Raw genomic sequence first — 22,986 nt, forward strand, 5'->3', positions numbered from 1 at the left:
GCTGACTGTCACTAATAGGTCGAGGGCTTGACCAAAGGAACGAGGATAAATATATGAGCAGAAATTCAAAATGAAAACTTGTTTTCAATTTTGAATTGAGGGTCATATAGTATCTGAGTGGGATGACATGAAGTATGCGAAGCATACGAATGACATACAGCTCAGATGGCTTTGAGTGAAACGAAAAGTCATTTATCCGAGTATAGAACGAAGATTCTTCTTGCAATCAAAAGGAAGTCATGATATAATCAATATACAGTTTTTAGGGTATAAACCTAATCCTCGATAGCTCAATGGTAGAGCACACGGCTGTTAACCGTGGGGTTGTTGGTTCGAGCCCAACTCGGGGAGTTTATTTTTAATATAATAATATTTATGGCTCCATGGTCAAGCGGTTAAGACATCGCCCTTTCACGGCGGTAACACGGGTTCAATTCCCGTTGGAGTCACTTTTTTGTTATGGCGACTTAGCCAAGTGGTAAGGCATGGGACTGCAACTCCCTGATCATCGGTTCAAATCCGTTAGTCGCCTCTATATAGACCTCAATGATAGATCATTGGGGTCTTTTGTGTTATATTTAAAAATAAAAAATTTATCGTTTTGATAAGAGATAAATAAAAAATATAATTACAAATTAGAAAAGGACATATAACAGTTAAAGTAAAAAGAGATTATAAAAATCAAGAACATAAAATAGCTAAAATGCTTAAAAAGGAGATTGCAAAAATCAACAAAGTGAAATAATTAAAACAGTTAAAAAGAATATATAAAAAGTTAAGTTTAAAAGATGGAAAGGATATGTATGGAAAAAGAAAATATAACTGAGTTGACACACGAAGAAAAAAATAAACAGGAAAGAAACAATAAAGAAGATAATAAGACTGAAAAGAACTTTCTACAGAGTGTGCAGGACACTTTTGGAAAAGGAAAACTTAAACCATCGCAGTATTCGGCTTTGGGGCTTGCCTATATTGGCGATGGCGTTTATGATTTAATAATAAGAACGATAGTGCTTGATCTTGGAAATGGCAAGGTGAAAAATTTTCACAGAATGACAAGTAATATCGTAAAAGCGGAGTCACAGGCGAAAGTAGTTAATGCTATATTAGACAGTCTGACAGATGAAGAAATGGCGATATTCAAACATGGAAGAAACGCAAAATCGGCTACATCAGCTAAAAATGCATCAATAACAGATTACAGGATAGCAACCGGGTTTGAAGCACTTATAGGGTATCTGTATCTGTCACATGAGATGGACAGGGCAATGGAACTTGTAAAAGAAGGGCTTACAAAAACGGAGTTACTTCCATATACATTGTCTTAATTAATTTGATAGAAATATAAAAATAGAAAGCGAGGAAAATATGAGATACGAAGAATTGACAATAGAGGGCAGAAATGCAGTTTTAGAAGCATTTAGAGCAGGAAAAACAATAGACAAGCTGTTTGTGCTTGACGGCTGTCAGGACGGACCGGTACGCACTATTTTGAGAGAGGCAAAAAAGACAGACTGTATAGTTAATTTCGTGAAGAAAGAACGACTTGACCAAATGTCTGAGACAGGAAAACATCAAGGTGTTATAGCTTATGCAGCGGCATATGAATATGGAACGGTGGAGGAAATGCTTGAAAGAGCAAAGGAAAAGAATGAGCAGCCATTCCTTATTTTGCTTGATAATATCGAAGATCCGCATAATCTCGGTTCTATAATAAGAACAGCAAATCAGGTTGGGGCACACGGAGTTATCATTCCGAAAAGGAGAGCAGTAGGACTTACGGCTACGGTTGCAAAGGCATCGGCAGGTGCGATAAATTATACACCGGTCGCAAAAGTTACAAATCTTGTAAAGACAATGGATGAACTAAAAAAACAGGGAATGTGGTTTGTATGCGGTGACATGGGTGGTGACAGCATGTACTCGCTTGACCTTACAGGTCCGATGGGTGTCGTGATAGGAAATGAGGGTGAGGGTGTGAGCCGCCTTGTGAAAGAAAATTGTGATTTTGTTGCAACAATACCTATGTTCGGAGATATTGATTCGCTCAACGCATCAGTAGCTATGGGTGTGCTTTCATATGAAATAGTAAGACAAAGAATGGCTAAAAAAGGGTGAAATCAAATAAATTATTTAAGAAATGGGGGAAATGATGGAGTTTGAAAAAATGTCTGAAAATGACATAATAAATTTAGCACAAAAGAGGGAAAATGCTGCGATGGAGTATCTTTTGGAGAAATATAAGCCGCTTGTACGCCAGAAAACAAGAAAATTGTTTCTTATAGACGGAGATAAGGATGACCTTATTCAGGAGGGGATGATAGGTCTTTTTAAGGCTGTCAGGGATTATCAGGTTGGAAAGGATGCAGCGTTTAGGACCTTTGCCGACCTTTGCATATCAAGACAGCTCTATTCAGCAATAAAAAAATCCAACAGACTAAAAAATCAGCCGTTAAATTCATATGTATCAATATATTCTGACGAATTTAGCGATGCGGACGAGCTGGCAGGTGACAGAACGGTAATATCATCGGGAAGTGATAACATAGCAAACCCTGAAGCAATCATGATAGACAGGGAAAATGCCATTGATATGCAGAATAAGATGTTTGATAAGCTTAGTAAAATGGAAAGGGAAGTTTTAAAAAGGTATCTTGAAGGCATGACATATCAGGAGATTGCGGCAGATATGGAGAAATCTCCTAAATCAATAGACAACGCATTGCAAAGGATAAAAGGTAAGATTGGATAAAATAAAAATTGCTAATTTTATCATTATGTAGTAAAATAAAAATAATATAGAAATCCGGATATATTATTAAACGGAAAATATTATACTCCTATCGGCTGGAGACGGTGGAGTTTCCTAACATAATTTGGGTAAAGCATAATTGCTTTAAAGACATGGAAGTATAGCAAGGGGTAAAGCAGATGGTAGTGTGAAAAACTTGTGCAGAAATGGAGATTATTATGAAAAATATTTACATAGCATCAAATTCGGTTGAGGCAGACTCTGTCGTGAATAAACTATCACAAAACGGCATAAATGCTTCGTGCAGACACAAAGAAAACTTTAGTGTGATGGCAGGAAATACAGAGGTAGAGTTTGAGATATTTGTTGATGACTGGGAGGCGGACAAGGCTAAGAAACTGCTTAGTAAAAAGGATTATACACCATCAATGGGATTTGAAAAAAGGCGTCGTATGGCAGCCATACTCAGTCTTGTTTTTATAGCGGCAGTTTTTATTATAGTTATAGCAACTTCATTGTAATTAGAAAAGTTATGTATGTTGATTTAGTACTATTGTAATAGTTTTATGTGACATCAGTTGGAGCAAAGTTATTTTTGCAGCAGTGTCAGATGATTGTATTATATTAATATAAGGAGCAGTAATGGACAGATGTAAAGACATTTTATGTCAGATATTTGGGAAAAGTCCTATAAGTGATGAAAAAGATGTGGCACAAAACATTTACACATTTCGTTTTGTGTTATTTTGCATGATTATATATACATTTGAAGAAATTTTAAATGCGACAGGTATTTTTATTGTAGATAAAAAGATTTTTTTTACAGGTTATATTATCGCTTGTTTTTTTCTGTTGATACATATAGTATCTTTGCTGGTACTAGGGTTGGATAATCCAAAAACAAAGTATTTAAGTATATTTGCAATTATATGTGTGTTTAATGCAGCAAGTATTTCACTGACTTATCATATGATTATCATTATTATGATACCGCTTGTTATAGCGGGAATGTACACATCAAAGAGAATATCGGTATTTACATTTGTACTTACTATTTTCAGCATAATTCTCATTACTTATGCGGGCTATTTTTATGGTGTTTGTGATGCAAACATGACACTTCTTACGGCTACTTCGATAGGACATCTTGAAAAGGACGGAAAGTTTCTGATGACTCAGGTAAATCCGAATCCTTTCTTTACTATTGGTCTATATTTTGTCCTGCCGCGTTGTTTTCTTGCGGTTGCTTTTGCTTATGTTTCAAACAGTGTTAATAAGGTTATAAGAAATTCGCAGAAAAAGGCTGTTCAGATGGAACTTAAGGCAAGTATGGATGAAATGACCGGTTTATATAATAAAAACAGGCTGCTTGCACTTTTGGATGAAAAAGTATATGATTCACAAAATATAGCGGTTATTTATTGGGATGTAAACAGGCTAAAATATGTAAATGACAATTTCGGTCATATTGCAGGAGACAGGCTTATCATAAAAGTGGCAGAAGCCATTCGCAGTTCAGCCAGAAAAGAGGATGCGGCTTTTCGTTATGGCGGCGATGAGTTTGTTATGATAATAAACGATGGAACAGTGGAGATAGTGCAGGAAATTTTAAAAAGATGGGAGTCGGCGATAGGAAAGGCGGCAGAAGGCTGTAATTTTCCGGTTTCCGCATCTGTCGGGTATGCAATCGGTGAAAGAAAATATCTGGAGGATGTCATTGCGGCAGCAGACAAGAATATGTATATGTGCAAACATAAAGTGCACGAGGAACTTAGTTTTTAGAGCAAAGTGTTAAGAACTTTCTGAACTTTTAGGTTCATGGGATGAATTGGCACAAATCGGGATTTATGGAGGTGTCATTATGTATATGGCAATTGGTTTATGTTTAGGTGTTGCATTTGGAACTGTCTTAGATAATCTTCCTTTGGGAATTGCTATCGGTGTAGCCGTTGGAGCAGGAATAGATAGTTCACGTAGCAGTAAACGAAAAAAAGATAAAGAAGATGAAGAAGATGAAGATTTATAGAAGTAAGGAAAACTATAACTTCCAGTTTATGGTATAAGCAGCTTAGATTATTCTATTATTACTTATAAAGAAAGAATACATAGAAAATTAAGAACAGAAGCATTGCAAAAATTGACAAATTGTTTATAGGTTTATGAATTTAAGAAATAAAAGGCTATTCTAACATAAAAAGATAATCAACAATACAATGAGCAAGCCCAAGTATTGTCAATTATTTTTTATGGCTGAACTGTTACGGAAAATTTAAAATATGAGAAAAAATACTTGAAATACAATACAAAATAATATATAATGTTGTTTGTGATTGCTGCTATGGCTCAGGAGGTAGAGCGTCGCCTTGGTAAGGCGGAGGCCACGGGTTCAAATCCCGTTAGCAGCTTAGTAAATAATAAAAACAGGCATAAGCAGAACATCATATACGCAATGTTACTTATGCCTGTTTTTACACTATCAGGGGAGTTCATCTTGACTTTTCGCTAATAACCTTCATTTGTAACTTTCCATATGCCTTTGCGATTTTTTTTCAAAATTATCATTCTGTCCGGGTTCTGTATAATACCTTCTTTGCTCACATTTACGATAAATTGATATTTTTTACCATGCAGTTTTGCACTGCCTTTTTTATCAAATTTAATGTAATTTACTGTAAAGATGGTTTTTGAATAGTATCTGATTGCGGCAATTTCAGCTTTTTTAATTTGTTTTTTTGATAATTTATATACTGATTTCCTTTCATTTTTTATTGAAGATATTTTGTTTGTATTTTCATTTTTATCAATATAAGTACTATTGAGAGGTTTATCATTTGAACGCCTGACAAATTTATCTGTTTTTTTGATTTTGTAATCACTAAATGAAGCTAAAAATTTTCCATTATCAGATAGTGAAATTGATATAGCTTTTGTTGCTGTATTTCCATTTTTAAAAGTAACCTCCATGACAATTATATCTTCTTTCAATTCTTTTGCAAGATTTTTGATTTTTGCATTTTCATTATCACTTAATTCACTAATAGTTTTATTTGGTATCCATGAAATTGTAAGGTATTTGTATTCTTTTTTATTATTACCATACGAAATTTCAAAATTCTGTGCATTTGCATATTCGTTTCTTTTTTCTGTCCAGTCTTTGAAATCAAGCTGCTGATTTTTGCAGGAAAATCTGATTTTTTCTATATTTTCTCCTAAAATATAAAAAATAAGCTGATGGCCTTTCATTTCACCACTGTCACTAATGGTTCCGGTTTTTATTACTGCTGCGGTTGAAGTGATTTTTTCATTTGTTACATATGCATATGCTGTTATGGTATTTTTGTTCTTAAATGAAATAAGAGCTGCAAAGATAAGAAATATTGTTATAAAACTTGCTGCCAGAGCAGTCAATTTTTTAAAAGTACACTTCTTTTTTTTTGAAATATACTTATCAGCTTTTTCAATGAGTTCGTCATCAATATAACCAATACAATATAATTTGTCCATATTCATAGAAATTCCTCCTTTTCAAGATAGATTTTAAGCTTGCCGCGTACTCGGAACAGTGAAGTTTTCACTTTGCTTTCGGTAATTGACAAATGTTTTGCAATTTCAGCTATACTCTCCATATAAAAGTATCTACGCACAAACATTATCTGTTTTTCATCTGATAATGTATATAAAAAACGACTAACCATTTCACCTAGAAGTTTTGCTTCAATTTCACTTTCAACACTATCAATTGCAGGAATACAGTTATCAAGCTCTTTAGACAGTTCAACAATATTGCAATTTCTTTTAAGGCTGGTTTCTTTCCTGTATCTGTCAATGGAGATAGTACGAATAATCCGGGCAAGAAAAGCAAAAAAATAATCCTTTGGATTGCTCGGTGGTATTCGTTTCCAAGTTTCCATATATGTATCATTTTCACACTCCTGCACCGTACATGTATCTCTGATTATTTTATAAGAAATATTACAGAGTTTTGAGCTATACTTATCTGCTGTATATTTAATTGCATTCTCATCACGATTAAAATACAACTGAACGATTTTTTCGTCTTCCAAATTTTCACCTTCTTTCCTACTGTATTTAGCCGTTCACTAATCATATCGTATTTTAGATGGTGTTGGTTACATTTGTAATAATTACTTTTATGGCAAGTTGATGGTCTGCCTGTGTCTATTGATATATTTTTGACAGTTGCTAAAATGGTTTTTGGCGATTATGTTTAGCTTTTCACCATTCAGATTGACAATTCTCGGTAAAATGGTACAATAAAAGTCGGGATATTATATTTTTTGTCATAAGGAACAATAGGGTGAATGTACATATGAAAATCATTGAATATGCATATGTTTCATACATATATTATTTGGTGATATGGGGCAAAAAATATAAAAAATTATAAAGAAAGGGGAACCAGAATGAGTGAAGCAACATTTCGTGGGGGTGTTCATCCTTACGAGGGAAAGGAATTGTCCAAAGACCTGCCTATAAAGACTGTTATGCCTAAGGGTGATATGGTTTTTCCTATGTCACAGCATATCGGTGCACCGGCAACACCTGTTGTTGAAAAAGGTGATAAAGTGCTCGTTGGACAAAAAATTGGTGAAGCTAGCGGATTTATTTCAGCAAATATCTGCAGCTCAGTTTCTGGAACTGTAAAGGCAGTTGAACCGAGGATGCTCTTAAACGGCTCTAAGGCAACTTGCGTGATTATTGAAAATGATGGAGAATACACCGGTATTGAGGGGCTTGGTGAAGATCGAGATTATACCAAGCTGTCAAACGATGAAATTCGCAACATCGTAAAGGAAGCTGGTATTGTAGGTATGGGTGGTGCAGGTTTTCCGACAAATGTAAAACTTACACCAAAAGAGCCTGACAAGATTGATTATATTCTTGTAAACGGTGCTGAGTGTGAGCCTTATCTTACATCTGACTACAGACAGATGCTTGAATGTCCGGAGGAGATTATCGGAGGACTTAAGGTAATACTCAAACTTTTTGACAAAGCAAAGGGAGTTATCGGAATCGAGGATAACAAGCCTGATGCCATCGAGAAGATGAAGCAGGCAGCCCAGGGAGAAAGCCGTATAGAGGTTATGCCTTTAAAGACAAAGTATCCACAGGGTGGTGAACGTACTCTTATCTCAGCTATCACCGGCAGAAAGATTTATTCTGCAAAACTTCCGGCTGATGCGGGATGTATCGTTGATAATATATCTACTGTTATCGCTATTTACAGAGCTGTCTGTAAACAGACACCTCTTATCACGAGAGTCATGACACTTACGGGAGATGCATTTAAAACACCTATCAATGTAAATGTGCGTATAGGATGCAATCATGCAGACCTTGTGGCAGAGGGTGAAGGATTTAAGCAGGAACCGGCAAAGATTATATCAGGTGGTCCTATGATGGGATTTGCAATGTTTGATCTCAATGTTCCTGTTACAAAGACATCTTCTTCTATTTTGGCACTTACAAGAGATGAAGTTGCAGAGAATGAGCCGACAGCTTGTATCAGATGTGGACGATGTGTTCAGGCCTGTCCGGGCAACCTTGTACCTCAGAAGATGGCGCAGGCTGCTATGCACAATGACTATGATACATTTGTAAAACTGAACGGCATGGAGTGTTATGAGTGCGGAAGCTGCACATATGTATGTCCGGCGAAGCGTCCTCTTACACAGACATTCAAGCAGGCTCGTCAGTATGTGGCAGCTCAGAGAAGAAAGAAATAGGAGGGATAAAAGGTGAGTAATTTATTAAATATTTCATCATCGCCACATGTTCGTGACAAATCTTCTACGAAGAGTATCATGTGGGATGTTTTTCTCGCACTTATGCCTGCTACTGCCGTTGGTATATTTAACTTCGGCTTAAAGGCAGCGATACTTATTGTAGCCTGTGTTGCTACGGCTGTACTTACTGAGTACATCTGGCAGAAGGCTATGAAGCTTCCGGTTACGGTAAGTGACGGAAGTGCGGCACTTACGGGATTGCTTTTGGCTCTCAACCTGTCATCAACATTCCCGGTATGGATGGCTATCCTCGGCAGTGTATTTGCGATAATCATCGTAAAACAGCTTTTCGGAGGACTCGGTCAGAACTTTATGAACCCGGCACTCGGAGCAAGATGTTTCCTTATGATTTCATTTGCCGGAAAGATGACTTCATTTACATATGATGGTGTTACGGGAGCTACACCGCTTGCAATCATCAAAAACGGAGACAAGGCTACAGCGGTTGCCGATCTTCTTGCATCAGGTGACGGCAAGACACAGGTTGCCACAAGTGTTCTCAAGATGTTCCTCGGTACTATCGGAGGAACTATAGGTGAGACTTCAGCACTTGCACTTCTTATTGGTGCAGCTTATCTTCTTATAAAGAAAGTTATCACATGGAGAATTCCGGTATGCTATATCGGAATATTTGCAATATTTGCACTTATATTTGGCGGACGCGGATTTGACCTTACATATCTCGCTGCTGAAATCTGTGGCGGTGGTCTTATGCTCGGTGCATTTTTCATGGCAACAGACTATGTTACAAGTCCTATCACACCAAAGGGACAGATTGTATTCGGTGTACTTCTCGGTGTTCTTACGGGAATATTCCGTATTTTCGGAGCATCAGCAGAGGGTGTTTCTTACGCCATCATTATCTGTAACCTGTTAGTTCCATTGATTGAAAAGGTGACTATTCCTGTTCCATTTGGAAAGGAGGGAATTAAAGATGGCAAATAATGAAAACAAATCAACGCTTATGCATGATGCGATTATGCTTTTTGTTATAACAATTATAGCAGGTGTTTTGCTCGGTGGAGTTTATACAATTACAAAAGGACCTATAGCAGCCGCAGACGAGAAAGCTACAAATGAAGCGTATGCTGCTGTTTATAAGGATGCAGAGTTTAAAGCAGATGACACCCTTACAAAAGCTGTTGAATCATTCCAAAAGGATGTTGCAGCAGGTAAGATCGATGATGATACATTCTCATATACAAGCGAAGAACTTATCGAGGCAAGAACAGCTTCTAAAGACGGTTCACAGACAGGTTATGTTCTTAAAGTAAGCGGAAAAGGTTACGGCGGAGCAGTAACTATTGCACTTGGTATCACAAATGAGGGCGAGGTTGTAGGCATTCAGATTCTTGATGCGAGCAACGAGACACCTGGTCTTGGTCAGAATTCGACAAAAGAGACTTGGAACAGCCAGTATGTAGGAATGAAATCAGACAAAACATTATCAGTTGTAAAGGATGGCAGCGGAAGTGCAGACAACGGCACAGTTAATGCTATTTCAGGTGCTACCATTACAAGTAAAGCCGTGACAAGAGCTGTCAATGTAGCTCTGAAATTTGTCGCAGCTCAGACTGGAAAGTAAGGGGGTAAAGACATGAGTTCTTGTACAGAGAGATTAAAAAACGGTATTATTACCGAAAATCCGACTTTTGTAATGATGCTTGGTATGTGTCCTACTCTTGCCGTTACATCTTCAGCCATAAACGGACTTGGCATGGGACTTACGACAACGGCAGTTCTTATACTTTCCAATGCATTTATATCATTACTTAGAAAAGTTATTCCGGATAAGGTTCGTATTCCGGCATTCATCGTAATCGTTGCTTCATTCGTAACGATAATACAGCTTTTATTACAGGGATATATGCAGTCACTCAACAAAGCATTAGGTGTTTATATTCCGCTTATCGTTGTAAACTGTATCATTCTTGGTAGAGCAGAGGCTTATGCTTCTAAAAATCCTGTACTTCCATCAATATTTGACGGACTTGGTATGGGACTTGGTTTCACATTTGGTCTTACATGTATCGGTATCTGCCGTGAAATTTTGGGAAGTGGTGCTATATTTAATCATCAGTTCATTCCTGAGGATTATCATATTACATTCTTCGTACTTGCACCCGGAGCATTCCTTGTGCTCTCATTCCTTACGGCATTGCAGAATAAACTCAAGATGCCTTCTGCAACAAATGTTGAGACAAATGATACAAATATCGCCTGTGGCGGTAACTGTGCAAGCTGTATAGGTTCAAGCTGTGCAGCAAACAAAGGTCTTGTTGAAGCTGAGAGAGTTGCAGCAAAGGCAGCGAAAGCTCAGGCAGCTAAGGAAGCAGCAGCAAAGGCTAAAGCAGCAAAAGAGGCGGCCGCAAAAGCAGCCGAAGCTCAGAAAAAGGAGGATTGATTTAAGTGAATTTATTTGTGATTATGATCTCATCAATGTTGGTAAGTAATGTTGTACTTAGTCAGTTCCTCGGTATCTGTCCTTTCCTCGGTGTATCAAAGAAAGTTGAAACGGCAGCAGGTATGGGTGCGGCAGTTACATTCGTTATCACGATAGCATCTGCCATTACTTATCCGATATATTATTTTATTCTTGTTCCTTTGGGACTTGCGTATCTGGAAACTATCGCATTTATCCTTATAATTGCGGCTCTTGTTCAGTTTGTTGAAATGGTATTAAAGAAATTTATGCCACCTCTTTATGAGGCACTTGGTGTTTATCTTCCTCTTATCACAACAAACTGTGCAGTTTTAGGTGTGGCACTTAACAACATCACAAACGGCTGCAATTTTATAGAAAGTGTTGTTACAGGTCTTTTTACGGCACTTGGTTTCCTTGTATCTATTGTTATATTGGCTAGTATCCGTGAGAGAATCGAATTTAATGATATTCCACATTCTTTCAAGGGAACACCAATCGTACTTGTAACAGCCAGCTTAATGGCAATAGCATTTTGCGGCTTTGCAGGTCTTGTATAGAAAGGGGGAGTATAAATGACAGGCGTAATAATGGCAGCGGTAGTTGTTGGTTTGATAGGTCTTCTTATAGGACTCCTTTTAGGATTTGCGGCAAAAGCATTTGCAGTTCCTGTTGATGAGAAAGAAATCGAAGTGAGAGAGTTTCTTCCGGGAAATAACTGTGGTGGTTGTGGATATGCAGGATGTGATGCTTTGGCAAAGGCTATCGCAGCAGGTGAAGCACCTGTAAATGCGTGTCCTGTAGGTGGTGCAGCAGTTGCCGAAAAGATAGGAAATGTCATGGGTGTTGCAGCAGGAGACAGCGTAAAGATGGTTGCATATGTTAAATGTTCAGGAACTTGTGACAAGGCAGGCATCAAGGCAAACTACTATGGAATTTCAGATTGTAAGAGAGCAGCAGCAATACCGGGACGCGGAGATAAGGCTTGTTCATTCGGATGTATGGGATTTGGTTCATGCGTGGCAGCCTGTAAATTTGATGCGATTCATGTAGAACATGGTGTTGCAATAGTTGATAAAGAAAAATGTGTTGCGTGTGGCAAGTGTGCAGAGGAATGTCCAAACGGACTTATCGAGCTTGTACCGTATGATGCAAAATGGGCGGTTGCCTGCTCAAATAAAGATAAGGGACCTAAGGTTATGGCAGTATGTGATACAGGATGTATCGGATGTGGTCTTTGTGAAAAGACTTGTAAGTTCGATGCGATTCATGTAGAGAATAATATTGCACATATAGACCAGAGTAAGTGTAAGGGATGTGGGGCTTGTGCAGCTAAATGTCCTAAGAAAGTTATACTTGCACACTAATCCTGTTTTAAGCAGGCAGCAGAGCGGATTGTGAATATCTGCCTGACTTGCCGGTAATCAAATTTAAAAGATATGTAACAGTTCAGCCATAAAAAGATAATTGGCAATACAATGAGCTTGTTCATTGTATTGTTAAGTAGCTTTTTATGGTAGAATAGCCTTTCATTTCTGAAATGAAATAAACAAAAGCTGCAAAGCAGCGACTGACAGCTCGCTGGCAGGTTTATGAATGTAAGAAATGCAAGGCTGAACTGTTACAAAGATATAGGCATTGCGGTGTCTATATCTTTTTTTTTGTGCATCAAAATGTTATAATAAAAAGTGATGGTATAAGAAGAATAATTTCTGAATAAAAACTAAGAAGAAATATTTGACACAGTACCATATAGGAGTTTATGCAACGATTTTGTTCATCTTATGGGTGGAAAACTTGAAGTTCAGAGTGAGCCGGGAAAGGGCTCTGATTTTTGCTTTGAAATCAGTCTTCCATATCCTGACGAAGAGGAATGTGAAGAATATACGGCTCAGAAAAAGGAGGAGTCAACTGAAATTTCAAAACTAAAAGGAGTACATATAACTATGAAATGGAGGAAAATATATGTGGATAGCAGATAATTGGAAAGATTATGAGGTGATAGATACATCAGGTGGAGAAAAGCTTGAGAGATGGGGAGATTATATTCTTGTAAGACCCGACCCGCAGGTTATTTGGGACACACCTAAAAAGGTGAAAGGCTGGAAGAAGATGAACGGACACTATCACAGAAGCAACAAAGGTGGCGGTGAATGGGAGTTTTTCAATCTTCCAAATACATGGCAGATAAATTATGGAAAACTTGTGTTTAATCTCCAGCCGTTTAAGTTCAAACATACGGGACTTTTTCCAGAGCAGGCGGTAAACTGGGACTGGTTTGGAGAGAAGATAAAAAATGCAAAAAGACCGGTAAAGGTTTTAAATCTTTTTGCATATACAGGCGGTGCAACACTTGCGGCAGCATCGGCAGGAGCGAGTGTTACACATGTTGATGCATCAAAAGGCATGGTGACATGGGCGAAGGAAAATGCAGCGGCATCGGGACTTTCAGATGCACCTATACGCTGGCTTGTGGATGACTGTGTTAAGTTTGTGGAAAGAGAGATAAGACGAGGCAACAAGTATGATGGGATTATCATGGATCCGCCATCTTACGGCAGAGGTCCTAAAGGTGAGATTTGGAAAATAGAGGAAAAGATACATCCATTCATACAGCTTTGTACGCAGATTTTGTCGGATGATCCACTTTTCTTTTTGATAAATTCTTATACAACAGGACTTCAGCCGGCAGTTCTTTCATATATGTTAAATACGGAACTTGTAAAAAAAATAGGCGGTAAAGTTGAGGCGGAGGAGATAGGACTTCCGGTGTCATCAAATGGTCTTGTACTTCCGTGTGGTGCTTCGGGCAGATGGGAAAAATAGCAGCTTAAAGCTATTGTGGCTGTACTTTGGGTGTGAAGCAGTTACAGTGCAAAAACAGCTTAAATCCACATTGATTGACGGTAAATAACTGTTAATGTTATACTATGACTAACAGTAGTATGTGCATTATCATATAATTGATTATGCACAGGAATGGAGATTGATGTATAGAATGAAACATAGAATGAGGCTTAGGGGGAATCTTAAGACTTATCTTAGATGGCCCCTGTTTTTTGGCATATTACTTATTCTGATGACGATACAGCTTTTTTCGGTATCAGTGAGAAGTGGTGTGATAGGTATCGGATATACGATTTTATATCTTATGATAGCGGGGCTTATCAATTTTTCAGGCAGAAGAAAACTTAAAAAAGACCTCATCGAGTTTGCTACGAATTACGGTGAAATGCAGATGCGTATGATGAAAACACTTACTGTTCCGTTTGCCATATTGAGTGAAGACGGTCATATGCTCTGGGGAAATGATGAGTTTGTATCAGTCATTGTAAATAAAAAAGCTGCAAGGAGAAATATAGCAAATATATTTGAGGAGATTACTTTAGACAGTCTTCCGGATTCCGATGAGGTCAAGGTGGTTCATGTAAGAACCGAAGATAAATATTATCGTGTTGTCATGAAGCTTGTTGAGTCGGATAATGCAGGAGAGGGCGATACTGTAAAGACGGATATAAATCAGCTTATGGACAACAGCAGGCTCATATCTGTATTTTTGTATGATGAAACTGATATTATGGAGCTTGAACAGAAGCGTGAAGCTGAAAATCTTGTTGTCGGTCTTTTGTATATTGATAATTATGATGAACTTATCGACAGTATTGACGAGATAAGACAGTCGCTTATAATGGCTCTTATTGACAGAAAAATAAACAAATATATGCAGGGCATAGATGCAATTTCCAAAAAACTCGAGAAGGATAAATTTTTATTTATGTTTAAGCAGAGTTACCTTTCGGAAATCTGTTCAAACCGTTTTGCTATCTTAGAGGAAATAAGAGATATAAATCTTGGAAATGAGTCAAGTGCAACGATAAGTATCGGTATAGGTGTGGGCAGAGATACCTTTGTCGAAAGATACGATCTTGCCCGTGCAGCTATTGACCTTGCACTCGGCAGAGGCGGCGACCAGGCAGTTGTTAAATCAATCGACCAGGAAAAATTCTATGGTGGAAAGAGTGTTCAGATAGAGAGAAACACGAGGGTTAAGGCGAGAGTGAAAGCCCATGCTCTGAAAGAACTGATAGAGGGCAAGGAAAGAGTTGTCGTAATGGGACATTCTATAGGTGATGTTGATTCGTTCGGAGCATCAATAGGAATATACCGTATAGCAAAGACTCTTAACAGAAAGGCAAATGTTGTATTAAATGAAGTCAGCCAGTCTGTCAAGCCTATAAGAGACAGATTTTATACAAAAGAATATGAAGAAGATATGATAATTACAGGCGATGAAGCGAAAGAACTCGTCGATGAAAATACTGTACTTGTCATCGTGGATGTAAACAGGGCGAGTTATACGGAGTGTCCGGAACTTATCGAGCAGGCACAGTCTGTTGTGGTTATAGATCATCACAGACAGGCGGGGGATGCAATAGACAAAGCAGTTTTGTTTTATATTGAGCCGTATGCATCATCGGCGAGTGAGATGGTTGCAGAAATATCTCAATATATTGGCAGTGGTCTTAAATTAAAATCTGCCGAAGCTGAAGCAATGTATGCAGGCATTATGATAGATACAAATTATTTTTCCAACAAGACAGGTGTCAGGACCTTTGAAGCAATGGCATATCTCAGAAGAAACGGTGCCGATGCCGTCCGTATCAGAAAAGCATTCAGGGAGGATATTGACGAGTATAAGATAAGAGCTGCAGCTATACAGGATACCGAGCTTTATGAGGGTGTATTTGCGATTGCTGAGAGCAAGAGTGAGGGAATCGAGTCGCCAACGGTATTTGCGTCAAAGATAGCAAATTCGCTTCTTGACATAAGTAATGTAAAGGCATCATTTGTGCTCACAAAATACAGAGGAAAGGTCTACATAAGTGCACGCTCAATAGATGAAGTGAATGTGCAGGTTATGATGGAAAGACTCGGCGGCGGTGGTCATATAAATATGGCTGGTGCACAGCTTGAAAATGTCGAGGTTGAAGAAGCCAAAAACATGATAAAACAGGAAATAGATAGGATGATAGAGGAAGGAGAAATATAAAATGTGAAAAATACATTTTTCACATACAAGATTTGTGTCTGCGCACACTTGACACAAACTTGGGATGCACAAAATAAGTGTGCAGAAAAGAGGATAAAATGCAGGTTATATTATTAGAAGATGTAAAATCTCTTGGAAAAAAAGGCGAGATTGTTAAGGTAAATGACGGTTATGCAAGAAATTTTATATTAAAGAAAAAGCTCGGTGTTGAAGCAACATCAAACAACTTAAATGAGCTTAAACTTCAGAAGAAAAATGAGGAAAGAATAGCAAAAGAAAAGCTTGATGCAGCGAAAGAATTTGCAAAAGAACTTGAAGAAAAACAGGTGACAGTTTCGATAAAGACAGGTTCGGGCGGAAGAAGCTTCGGTTCTGTTTCGACAAAGGAAATTGCGGCAGCAGCAAAGAGTCAGCTTGGTTACGAACTCGACAAAAAGAAGATGGAACTTGATGTACCTATCAAGAGTCCGGGAACTTTCAATGTAAAGATAAAGCTTCACCAGAAAGTAACGGCAGAACTTAAAGTTGTCGTAAAACAAGCTTAAGGGGTAAAAAATTGGAAGAAGAAGTTATAAAGAGACTGCCACCTCATAATGTGGAAGCGGAGAGAGCCGTTATCGGAGCCATGATGTTAAATGCGGATGCCATAATGGTATGTTCCGAGTTGTTGACATCGGATGAGTTTTACCAGCAGCAGTATGGCATTATTTTTGATGCACTTGTGGAAATGTATAAAGACGGGGTCGGTGCAGACCTTGTCACATTGCAAAACAAGCTTCGTGAAAAGGAAGTTACACCGGAACTTTACAGTGTTGAGTACCTCGGAGAACTTTTGGCGAGTGTGCCGACATCAGCAAATGTAAAGTTTTATGCGGAGATAGTTCATGAGAAAGCAGTTTTAAGACGGCTTATAAGAGTCAGCGAGCAGGTCACAAAAGACTGTTACATGGACAGCCAGCCGTTAGAGGACATTTTGGAAGATACGGAAAAAAGTGTGTTTGATGTTATACAGCAGCGTGGCGGAAGTGAGTTTGAGCCGATAAGGGATGTTGTTTTAAGAACTCTTGACAGCATTGAAAAAGCAGCAAAACAGAAAGGAAACATAACAGGACTGGAGACAGGTTTCAGGGACCTTGATGCAAAAACAGCAGGCTTACAGAAGTCTGACCTTATACTTATAGCAGCAAGACCGGCTATGGGAAAGACGGCATTTGTCTTAAATATTGCAGAGTATGTTGCACTTCATAGTAACAGTACGATAGCACTTTTCAGCCTTGAGATGAGCAAGGAACAGCTTGTAAAGCGTATGCTTGCCATGAATTCAATGGTCGATTCGCAGAAAATCCGTACAGGTGACCTTGAAGATGATGACTGGGACAAGCTTGTCGGAAGTGTGCGTAAGATAGGTAATTCAAATCTTGTTATAGATGATACATCAGGTATCACAGCGTCAGAGCTTCGTTCAAAGTGCCGTAAGTTAAAGATAGAGCAGGGACTTGACCTTGTGATAATAGATTACCTTCAGCTCATGACAGGAGCGGGCAAGAGAAAAAGTGACAGCAGACAGCAGGAAATATCAGATATTTCCCGTTCACTTAAGGTTATGGCAAGGGAACTTAATGTTCCGGTCATAGCATTGTCGCAGCTTTCACGAGCCGTTGAATCAAGACCTGATAAACGCCCTATGCTGTCAGACCTGCGTGAATCAGGTGCGATAGAGCAGGATGCGGATATTGTAATGTTTATATACAGGGATGAATATTACAATCCCGATTCGGAAAAGAAAGGTGTGGCAGAGGTTATTGTGGCGAAGCAGCGAAGCGGACCGACAGGACCGGTAGAACTTGCATGGTTGTCGCAGTACACGAAATTTGGAAATCTGGAATACAAGAGGTAGACAATGGCTAAAGGGACGCTCTGAATGAGGGAGATTATTCCACCTCATGGACGCTCTCGCTCGGAGAAATTCGTAGCGGCACATAAGCGTGCAAAATACGCCCGCTAAGTGCCGACGCATTCCAACGCCATTCGGTCAGAATAATTCTCCCTCATTCAGAGCTGTGCTATGGGAGAGTGTTCATTGTGGTATGGAATTTACAGGGAATGGCTTTTTGTATTAAGGCTGCCATTGTATATGGGTATGCGTATATTAAGTAATGGAATTGTTATGAACAAATTGTAAGTGTGAGTAACGGTAGATTTTTGAAACATAATTTATGTTTTATATAAGATTATGGCTTTTTAAATCGTAACAGTTTATTTTGTTGATTATAGGAAATGATTAATTTAAAACTCAAGGGAATTTAATATAAATTGAAAAATTAACCTTGAAATCATTAGGGTTTATTTATATTATATAAGGGTGGGCTTTGTTTTTTCCACGCTTATAATAAATGAGATTTTTTTTTAGATTAAAGGTGTTTTAACACAGAAATGGAGGACAGTGAGTAATGGGAACACAGGTAAAATTTGATTATTCATTAACAAATGGTATTGTGTCAGAGGACGAGATTAAGTCTATGGCAAAGATTGCAAAGGATGCAAAGGATGTACTTGTAAGCAAGTCAGGTGCAGGTAATGATTTTCTAGGATGGATTGATCTTCCGGTGGATTACGACAAGGAGGAGTTTGCACGCATTCAGAAAGCAGCAGAGAAGATTAAATCTGATTCTGAAGTTCTTCTCGTAATCGGTATCGGAGGTTCATATCTTGGAGCGAGAGCTGCAATCGAGTTTTTAAGACATGGTTTCTACAACAGCGTTTCTAAGGAAATACGCAAAACACCTGAGATTTATTATTGCGGAAACAGTCTTAGCGGAACATATCTTTCACAGCTTATTGAAGTTATCGGAGACAGAGATTTCTCTGTAAACATTATCAGCAAATCAGGAACAACAACAGAGCCGGCTGTTGCATTTAGAATTTTCAAGGAAATGCTCGAAAAGAAATACGGAAAAGAAGAAGCTGCCAAGAGAATTTATGCAACAACAGATAAGGCAAAGGGAGCACTTAAGAATCTTTCAACAGAAGAAGGATACGAGACATTCGTTGTACCTGATGATGTAGGAGGTCGTTTCTCCGTGCTTACAGCAGTAGGACTTCTTCCAATTGCAGTAAGTGGGGCAGATATTACAAAACTTATGGAGGGTGCTGCTTCTATGAGAGAAATCTGCTTAAATAAAGACTTTGACGAGAACGAGTCATTAAAATATGCGGCAGTCAGAAATATTCTTCTCCGCAAAGGAAAGAGTGTTGAAATTCTCGGAAACTATGAGCCGGCATTCCATTATGTAGCAGAGTGGTGGAAACAGCTCTTTGGTGAGAGCGAAGGAAAAGACCAGAAAGGTATCTTCCCGGCATCAGTTGACCTTACAACAGACCTTCATTCAATGGGACAGTTCATTCAGGACGGAAGCCGTATCATGTTTGAGACTATCATGGAACTTGAAAAACCTTCATACGATATTACTATCCAGGAAGAAGCAGTTGACCTTGACGGACTCAACTATCTTGCAGGCAAGACACTTGATTTCATCAACAAGAGTGCGATGAAAGGAACACAGCTTGCACATACAGACGGTAATGTACCAAACCTTGTAGTAAAAGTACCGGAGCAGAACGAGTTCTATCTCGGACAGCTTTTCTACTTCTATGAGTTTGCCTGCGGTGTCAGCGGATATATCCTCGGAGTAAATCCATTCAACCAGCCGGGTGTAGAAAGCTACAAGAAAAATATGTTTGCATTACTCGGAAAGCCTGGATTTGAGGCTCAGAGAGAAGAACTTATGAAACGTCTTTAATCTTTGAAGATAGAGTTATATTTTAGAGGATTTATAAAAAGTAAAACGGAGCTGTTTGTAGCAAACAGCTCCGTTTTTTAATGTTATAGGAAACGAGAAGTTTCCTATAACATTAAAAACACTCCGTGAGGATGCGCATTTCGCGGAAAAGAAAAAATGCTACGCATTCCGCTCAAGCGCGAAAGAGTCGCAAGCGACTCTTTGTTAGTTATTTTTTAGTAAAATTGTTAGTAAATTTAGTTTCAATTCCGGTAAGTCGTTTTGTATTGTGTCCCATGCAGAGTCATAGTCTAAATTTGAATATTGATGTGCAAAAATATCCCGTATGCCACACCATTCTCTCCATGGAATTTCTTTTTCTGTATTTCTTAATTCAGGTGATATTATTTTACACAATTCTCCAATTTGTAAAATGCACATACAGGTAGCATTTCTGAATACAGACTGATTTTTAAATGCTTCAAAATCATTTTGAAACATAACGCAGGCTTCTTCAACATCATTACAATATTGTATGATTTTTTTTAATATGATTATGTCTTTATGCTTCATATAATAATACCTCAGTTCCGTGAATTTCATTTAAAAAATCTTGGTCAATACCAGAGGTTGTTATTAAATCTACGGGGAGATTTAGGTTATCTTGAAATGTCTGGCGTAATCCGGCAAGTTTTAATAAAGAAAGTGGTTTTCCTTTTTCTATCAAAAGGTCAATATCGCTGTTTGGAGTAGCATTGCCTTTTGCATATGAGCCAAATAGAAACACCTTTTTTAATTCATATTGTATAGCTATTGGTTTTATAATGATTTTAATATCTGAAATATCATGCACAAATAACACCTCCTATTTAACTATAGATTATGATTAGAATATCAAAAATATATAAAATGTCAATGATTTTAACTTGTAAAAAGTAACATTTCGGTAACAGTTCAGCCTCTCATTTATTACATTCGTAAACCTGACAGCAAGCTGTCAGTCGCTGCTATGCAGCTTGTGTTTACTTCATTTCATAAATGAAAGGCTATTCCGCCCAAAAAAACAAGCCAATAATACATCGAGCAAGCTCGTGTATTATAGACTTATCTTTTTTTGGCTGAACTGTTACACTTTTCGACCATAAAAAGTAAGTTTAGCTTATGGCAAATATCAGCATATTTTGGTATAATTTAGGATAACTGGATTTTTAAAATGGAGATAAGCACTTGAGAGGGGAAAAGGAAATATGAAAAAAATTAGTATAAGGCAGTATATTGCCACACTTATCGTGTGTTTTCTGGCGATAGCAATATTATCTTTCTGTACGATACAGGCATTTTACAAAAAGTCGGTAAATGATACACTTTCACTTGGAGAGAGTGCATTGAAACAGCAGAAAGAACAGATGGATGCATATCTTTCAAGAGGTATGGATGCGGTCGAAGTTACAGCGATAAATATCGAGTATATGCTCAGGGAAAATTACAGTAATGACGATATACTCAGTTATCTTAAACAGGAGTCAAAGTATTACAAAGAGGATGTTGATGTAAATTTTACAGGAATTTATGGTGTTATTAACGATGAGTATCTCGATGGTATAGGATGGCAGCCGGAAAATGATTATGTGCCACAGGACAGAGAGTGGTACAAGGCAGCAGTTAAAGCGAATGGTGAGTCAACTTTTGTTCAGCCGTATCTTGATGCACAGACTAACACAATAATGGTTTCGATAAGCCGGCTTTTGGAGGATAAGAAAAGTGTCATATCTCTTGATATTGAACTTGGAACTTTGCAGCAGGAGACACAGGCTATAAAACTAAACGGACAGGGGTATGGTTTTGTGTGTGACCGTTCAGGGCTTGTGATAACACATTCCGATGAAAAAAATATTGGAAGTGATATATCAAAAGGAGAAATGGCTGCTTTATATAAGAAGATTGTATCAAAAAAGAACCAGACATTTAGTTATAAAATGGGCAAAAAACATATAACCGTATTCGCGACTTCTGTTATGGACGAGTGGTATGCGGTTATGATAATAAATAATGATGTTCTTTATAAAAAAATAAGCAATCTTATTATATATGATGTGGGATTGAGTGTTGTACTCTATATGATAATAGTTGTATTTTGCACAATGTCGATGCGTGTGACAAGACGCACTCTCAATGAACTTGATGAGACAAATGATGAATTGCAGGAGATAAATGATAGTGTGCTGCAGGCTTTGGCAAAAACAATTGATGCAAAGGACAAATACACTAAAGGGCACTCTGTCAGGGTTGCAAAGTACAGCAAAATGATAGCGGGAAGAATGGGAAAGACGAAAAAAGAGCAGGATGAGATATACAGAGTCGCACTTTTGCACGATATGGGAAAAATAAGAATACCCGATGCTATTATAAATAAGCCGGGAAAACTTACGGATCAGGAGTTTTCGATGATTAAACTCCATCCCGTGACAGGTTATCATATTTTGAAAGGAATACGCAGGATTAAGGATTTAGCCATAGGTGCAAAATATCACCATGAGCATTATGACGGAATGGGTTATCCGAGTGGTCTTAAAGGAAAAAATATTCCTGAGATAGCAAGAATAATAGCCGTTGCAGACAGTTATGATGCGATGGCATCAAACAGGAGTTACAGAAATGCACTTCCACAGGATGTAGTCAGAAGTGAGATAGAAAAGGGAAAAGGAACGCAGTTTGACCCTGATATAGCAGACATTATGCTTCAGATGATAGATGAGGACAAAGACTATGAGATGAAGCAGACGGATGAATTAAAAAGAACGATACTTGTGGTTGATGACCAGAAAATGAACCTTATGCTCGTAAAGGGAATATGCAAGGATGAACCTATGTATAACATACTTACGGCGGAGAGTGGAGAAGAAGCAATAGAGATACTGCAAGAAAATGAAATCGCTCTTTTACTGCTCGACATAGAAATGCCTGAGATGGATGGTTTTGAGACACTTGCAAAAATACGTGAATTTTCAGATGTAAAAGTTGCATTTATAACTGCAACAAGAGATTATGATACGATAGAAAAGGCGAGAAAACTCGGTGTAGAAGATTATCTTACAAAACCGTTTCTGCCTGCCGTATTTTTGGAAACAATTCATGGTATTATCGATTAGATAATATGCTTGTAAAATTTATTATAT

The 22,986-nt window shown here is 38.0% G+C and carries 23 protein-coding genes and 4 tRNA genes; 23 read left to right on the plus strand and 4 right to left on the minus strand.

Translation table 11 applies throughout. The features are described from left to right. The first annotated feature begins 279 nt into the window (after window positions 1-279). The 10 genes from DWZ63_RS13835 (at window position 280) to DWZ63_RS13880 (ending at window position 5,157) form a co-directional block, all read left to right on the plus strand. Window positions 280-351: transfer RNA gene (locus tag DWZ63_RS13835), tRNA-Asn, on the plus strand. 26 nt (window positions 352-377) lie between these two features. Further along, window positions 378-449: transfer RNA gene (locus DWZ63_RS13840), tRNA-Glu, on the plus strand. 12 nt (window positions 450-461) lie between these two features. Continuing rightward, window positions 462-532: transfer RNA gene (locus DWZ63_RS13845), tRNA-Cys, on the plus strand. Between the two features lie 271 nt (window positions 533-803). Beyond that, window positions 804-1,328, plus strand: coding sequence for a ribonuclease III domain-containing protein (locus DWZ63_RS13850; RefSeq protein WP_022013105.1), 525 nt, complete (start codon window positions 804-806; stop codon window positions 1,326-1,328). A gap of 40 nt (window positions 1,329-1,368) precedes the next feature. After that, the gene (gene rlmB / locus DWZ63_RS13855; protein ID WP_055940378.1) at window positions 1,369-2,118 is read left to right on the plus strand and encodes a 23S rRNA (guanosine(2251)-2'-O)-methyltransferase RlmB; all 750 of its coding nucleotides are present in this window, start codon (window positions 1,369-1,371) and stop codon (window positions 2,116-2,118) included. Between the two features lie 34 nt (window positions 2,119-2,152). Then, window positions 2,153-2,752, plus strand: a complete 600-nt coding sequence (sigH, locus tag DWZ63_RS13860) for an RNA polymerase sporulation sigma factor SigH (protein ID WP_312032741.1) — start codon at window positions 2,153-2,155, stop codon at window positions 2,750-2,752. A 218-nt stretch (window positions 2,753-2,970) separates the two neighbouring features. Beyond that, on the plus strand, window positions 2,971-3,273 hold the full coding sequence (locus tag DWZ63_RS13865; RefSeq protein WP_182431538.1) for a DUF2007 domain-containing protein: 303 nt from the start codon (window positions 2,971-2,973) through the stop codon (window positions 3,271-3,273). Window positions 3,274-3,394: 121 nt separating this feature from the next. Continuing rightward, window positions 3,395-4,534, plus strand: coding sequence for a GGDEF domain-containing protein (locus DWZ63_RS16015; RefSeq protein WP_243020643.1), 1,140 nt, complete (start codon window positions 3,395-3,397; stop codon window positions 4,532-4,534). Window positions 4,535-4,613: 79 nt separating this feature from the next. Next, window positions 4,614-4,778: a hypothetical protein gene (locus DWZ63_RS15820; protein ID WP_182431539.1), complete on the plus strand. Its 165-nt coding sequence runs from the start codon at window positions 4,614-4,616 to the stop codon at window positions 4,776-4,778. 306 nt (window positions 4,779-5,084) lie between these two features. After that, a tRNA-Thr gene (locus DWZ63_RS13880) sits at window positions 5,085-5,157 on the plus strand. A 97-nt stretch (window positions 5,158-5,254) separates the two neighbouring features. Here DWZ63_RS13880 and DWZ63_RS13885 read toward each other — a convergent pair. Both DWZ63_RS13885 and DWZ63_RS13890 read right to left on the minus strand, forming a co-directional pair. After that, window positions 5,255-6,262, minus strand: coding sequence for a hypothetical protein (locus DWZ63_RS13885; protein WP_055940387.1), 1,008 nt, complete (start codon window positions 6,260-6,262; stop codon window positions 5,255-5,257). Next, a complete protein-coding gene (locus tag DWZ63_RS13890) occupies window positions 6,259-6,816 on the minus strand; it encodes a sigma-70 family RNA polymerase sigma factor (RefSeq protein ID WP_055940390.1) in 558 nt (185 codons plus the stop codon). The genes DWZ63_RS13885 and DWZ63_RS13890 overlap by 4 nt, the downstream gene beginning before the upstream one ends. A gap of 360 nt (window positions 6,817-7,176) precedes the next feature. Here DWZ63_RS13890 and rsxC point away from each other — a divergent pair, with 360 nt between their 5' ends. The 12 genes from rsxC to DWZ63_RS13955 all read left to right on the plus strand — a co-directional run bounded on the left by rsxC (window position 7,177) and on the right by DWZ63_RS13955 (window position 19,831). Next, window positions 7,177-8,499: an electron transport complex subunit RsxC gene (gene rsxC, locus DWZ63_RS13895; RefSeq protein WP_055940393.1), complete on the plus strand. Its 1,323-nt coding sequence runs from the start codon at window positions 7,177-7,179 to the stop codon at window positions 8,497-8,499. A gap of 12 nt (window positions 8,500-8,511) precedes the next feature. Further along, entirely contained in the window at window positions 8,512-9,504 is a 993-nt protein-coding gene (locus DWZ63_RS13900) for an RnfABCDGE type electron transport complex subunit D (RefSeq protein WP_022013600.1), read from the plus strand. Continuing rightward, window positions 9,494-10,144 (plus strand): RnfABCDGE type electron transport complex subunit G, encoded by a 651-nt coding sequence (locus tag DWZ63_RS13905; protein ID WP_055940397.1) that lies wholly within the window; start codon window positions 9,494-9,496, stop codon window positions 10,142-10,144. The genes DWZ63_RS13900 and DWZ63_RS13905 overlap by 11 nt, the downstream gene beginning before the upstream one ends. A 12-nt stretch (window positions 10,145-10,156) precedes the next feature. Next, entirely contained in the window at window positions 10,157-10,963 is an 807-nt protein-coding gene (locus tag DWZ63_RS13910; RefSeq protein ID WP_022013602.1) for an electron transport complex subunit E, read from the plus strand. Between the two features lie 5 nt (window positions 10,964-10,968). After that, window positions 10,969-11,541: an electron transport complex subunit RsxA gene (rsxA, locus tag DWZ63_RS13915; protein ID WP_022013603.1), complete on the plus strand. Its 573-nt coding sequence runs from the start codon at window positions 10,969-10,971 to the stop codon at window positions 11,539-11,541. A 15-nt stretch (window positions 11,542-11,556) separates the two neighbouring features. Beyond that, window positions 11,557-12,348 carry an RnfABCDGE type electron transport complex subunit B gene (locus DWZ63_RS13920; RefSeq protein ID WP_055940399.1) on the plus strand — a complete coding sequence of 264 codons (792 nt, stop codon included), beginning with the start codon at window positions 11,557-11,559 and terminating at the stop codon, window positions 12,346-12,348. 417 nt (window positions 12,349-12,765) lie between these two features. Further along, a complete protein-coding gene (locus DWZ63_RS13925; protein WP_055940401.1) occupies window positions 12,766-12,963 on the plus strand; it encodes an ATP-binding protein in 198 nt (65 codons plus the stop codon). Then, window positions 12,947-13,807: a class I SAM-dependent methyltransferase gene (locus DWZ63_RS13930; protein ID WP_055940404.1), complete on the plus strand. Its 861-nt coding sequence runs from the start codon at window positions 12,947-12,949 to the stop codon at window positions 13,805-13,807. Before DWZ63_RS13925 ends, DWZ63_RS13930 begins: the two co-directional genes overlap by 17 nt. 172 nt (window positions 13,808-13,979) lie before the next feature. Then, window positions 13,980-16,031 carry a DHH family phosphoesterase gene (locus DWZ63_RS13935; protein WP_055940407.1) on the plus strand — a complete coding sequence of 684 codons (2,052 nt, stop codon included), beginning with the start codon at window positions 13,980-13,982 and terminating at the stop codon, window positions 16,029-16,031. A 98-nt stretch (window positions 16,032-16,129) separates the two neighbouring features. Beyond that, complete coding sequence (rplI, locus tag DWZ63_RS13945) at window positions 16,130-16,576, plus strand: 50S ribosomal protein L9 (protein ID WP_022013608.1); 447 nt, start codon at window positions 16,130-16,132, stop codon at window positions 16,574-16,576. Between the two features lie 11 nt (window positions 16,577-16,587). After that, window positions 16,588-17,928: a replicative DNA helicase gene (dnaB, locus tag DWZ63_RS13950; RefSeq protein WP_055940409.1), complete on the plus strand. Its 1,341-nt coding sequence runs from the start codon at window positions 16,588-16,590 to the stop codon at window positions 17,926-17,928. Window positions 17,929-18,481: 553 nt separating this feature from the next. Continuing rightward, on the plus strand, window positions 18,482-19,831 hold the full coding sequence (locus tag DWZ63_RS13955) for a glucose-6-phosphate isomerase (RefSeq protein WP_022013610.1): 1,350 nt from the start codon (window positions 18,482-18,484) through the stop codon (window positions 19,829-19,831). 204 nt (window positions 19,832-20,035) lie between these two features. Here the strand turns inward: DWZ63_RS13955 and DWZ63_RS13960 are convergent, their stop codons facing one another. Then, window positions 20,036-20,383: a HepT-like ribonuclease domain-containing protein gene (locus DWZ63_RS13960; protein ID WP_055940411.1), complete on the minus strand. Its 348-nt coding sequence runs from the start codon at window positions 20,381-20,383 to the stop codon at window positions 20,036-20,038. Further along, window positions 20,373-20,663, minus strand: a complete 291-nt coding sequence (locus tag DWZ63_RS13965; protein ID WP_055940414.1) for a nucleotidyltransferase domain-containing protein — start codon at window positions 20,661-20,663, stop codon at window positions 20,373-20,375. The genes DWZ63_RS13960 and DWZ63_RS13965 overlap by 11 nt, the downstream gene beginning before the upstream one ends. Window positions 20,664-21,057: 394 nt before the next feature. Between DWZ63_RS13965 and DWZ63_RS13970 the strand changes: the two genes are divergently transcribed. Then, window positions 21,058-22,959 carry an HD domain-containing phosphohydrolase gene (locus DWZ63_RS13970; RefSeq protein ID WP_118500206.1) on the plus strand — a complete coding sequence of 634 codons (1,902 nt, stop codon included), beginning with the start codon at window positions 21,058-21,060 and terminating at the stop codon, window positions 22,957-22,959. Window positions 22,960-22,986 lie beyond the last annotated feature (27 nt).

Source organism: Clostridium sp. AF34-13 (genome assembly GCF_003477845.1).
GTDB classification, from domain to species: domain Bacteria; phylum Bacillota; class Clostridia; order Lachnospirales; family Lachnospiraceae; genus Butyribacter; species Butyribacter intestini.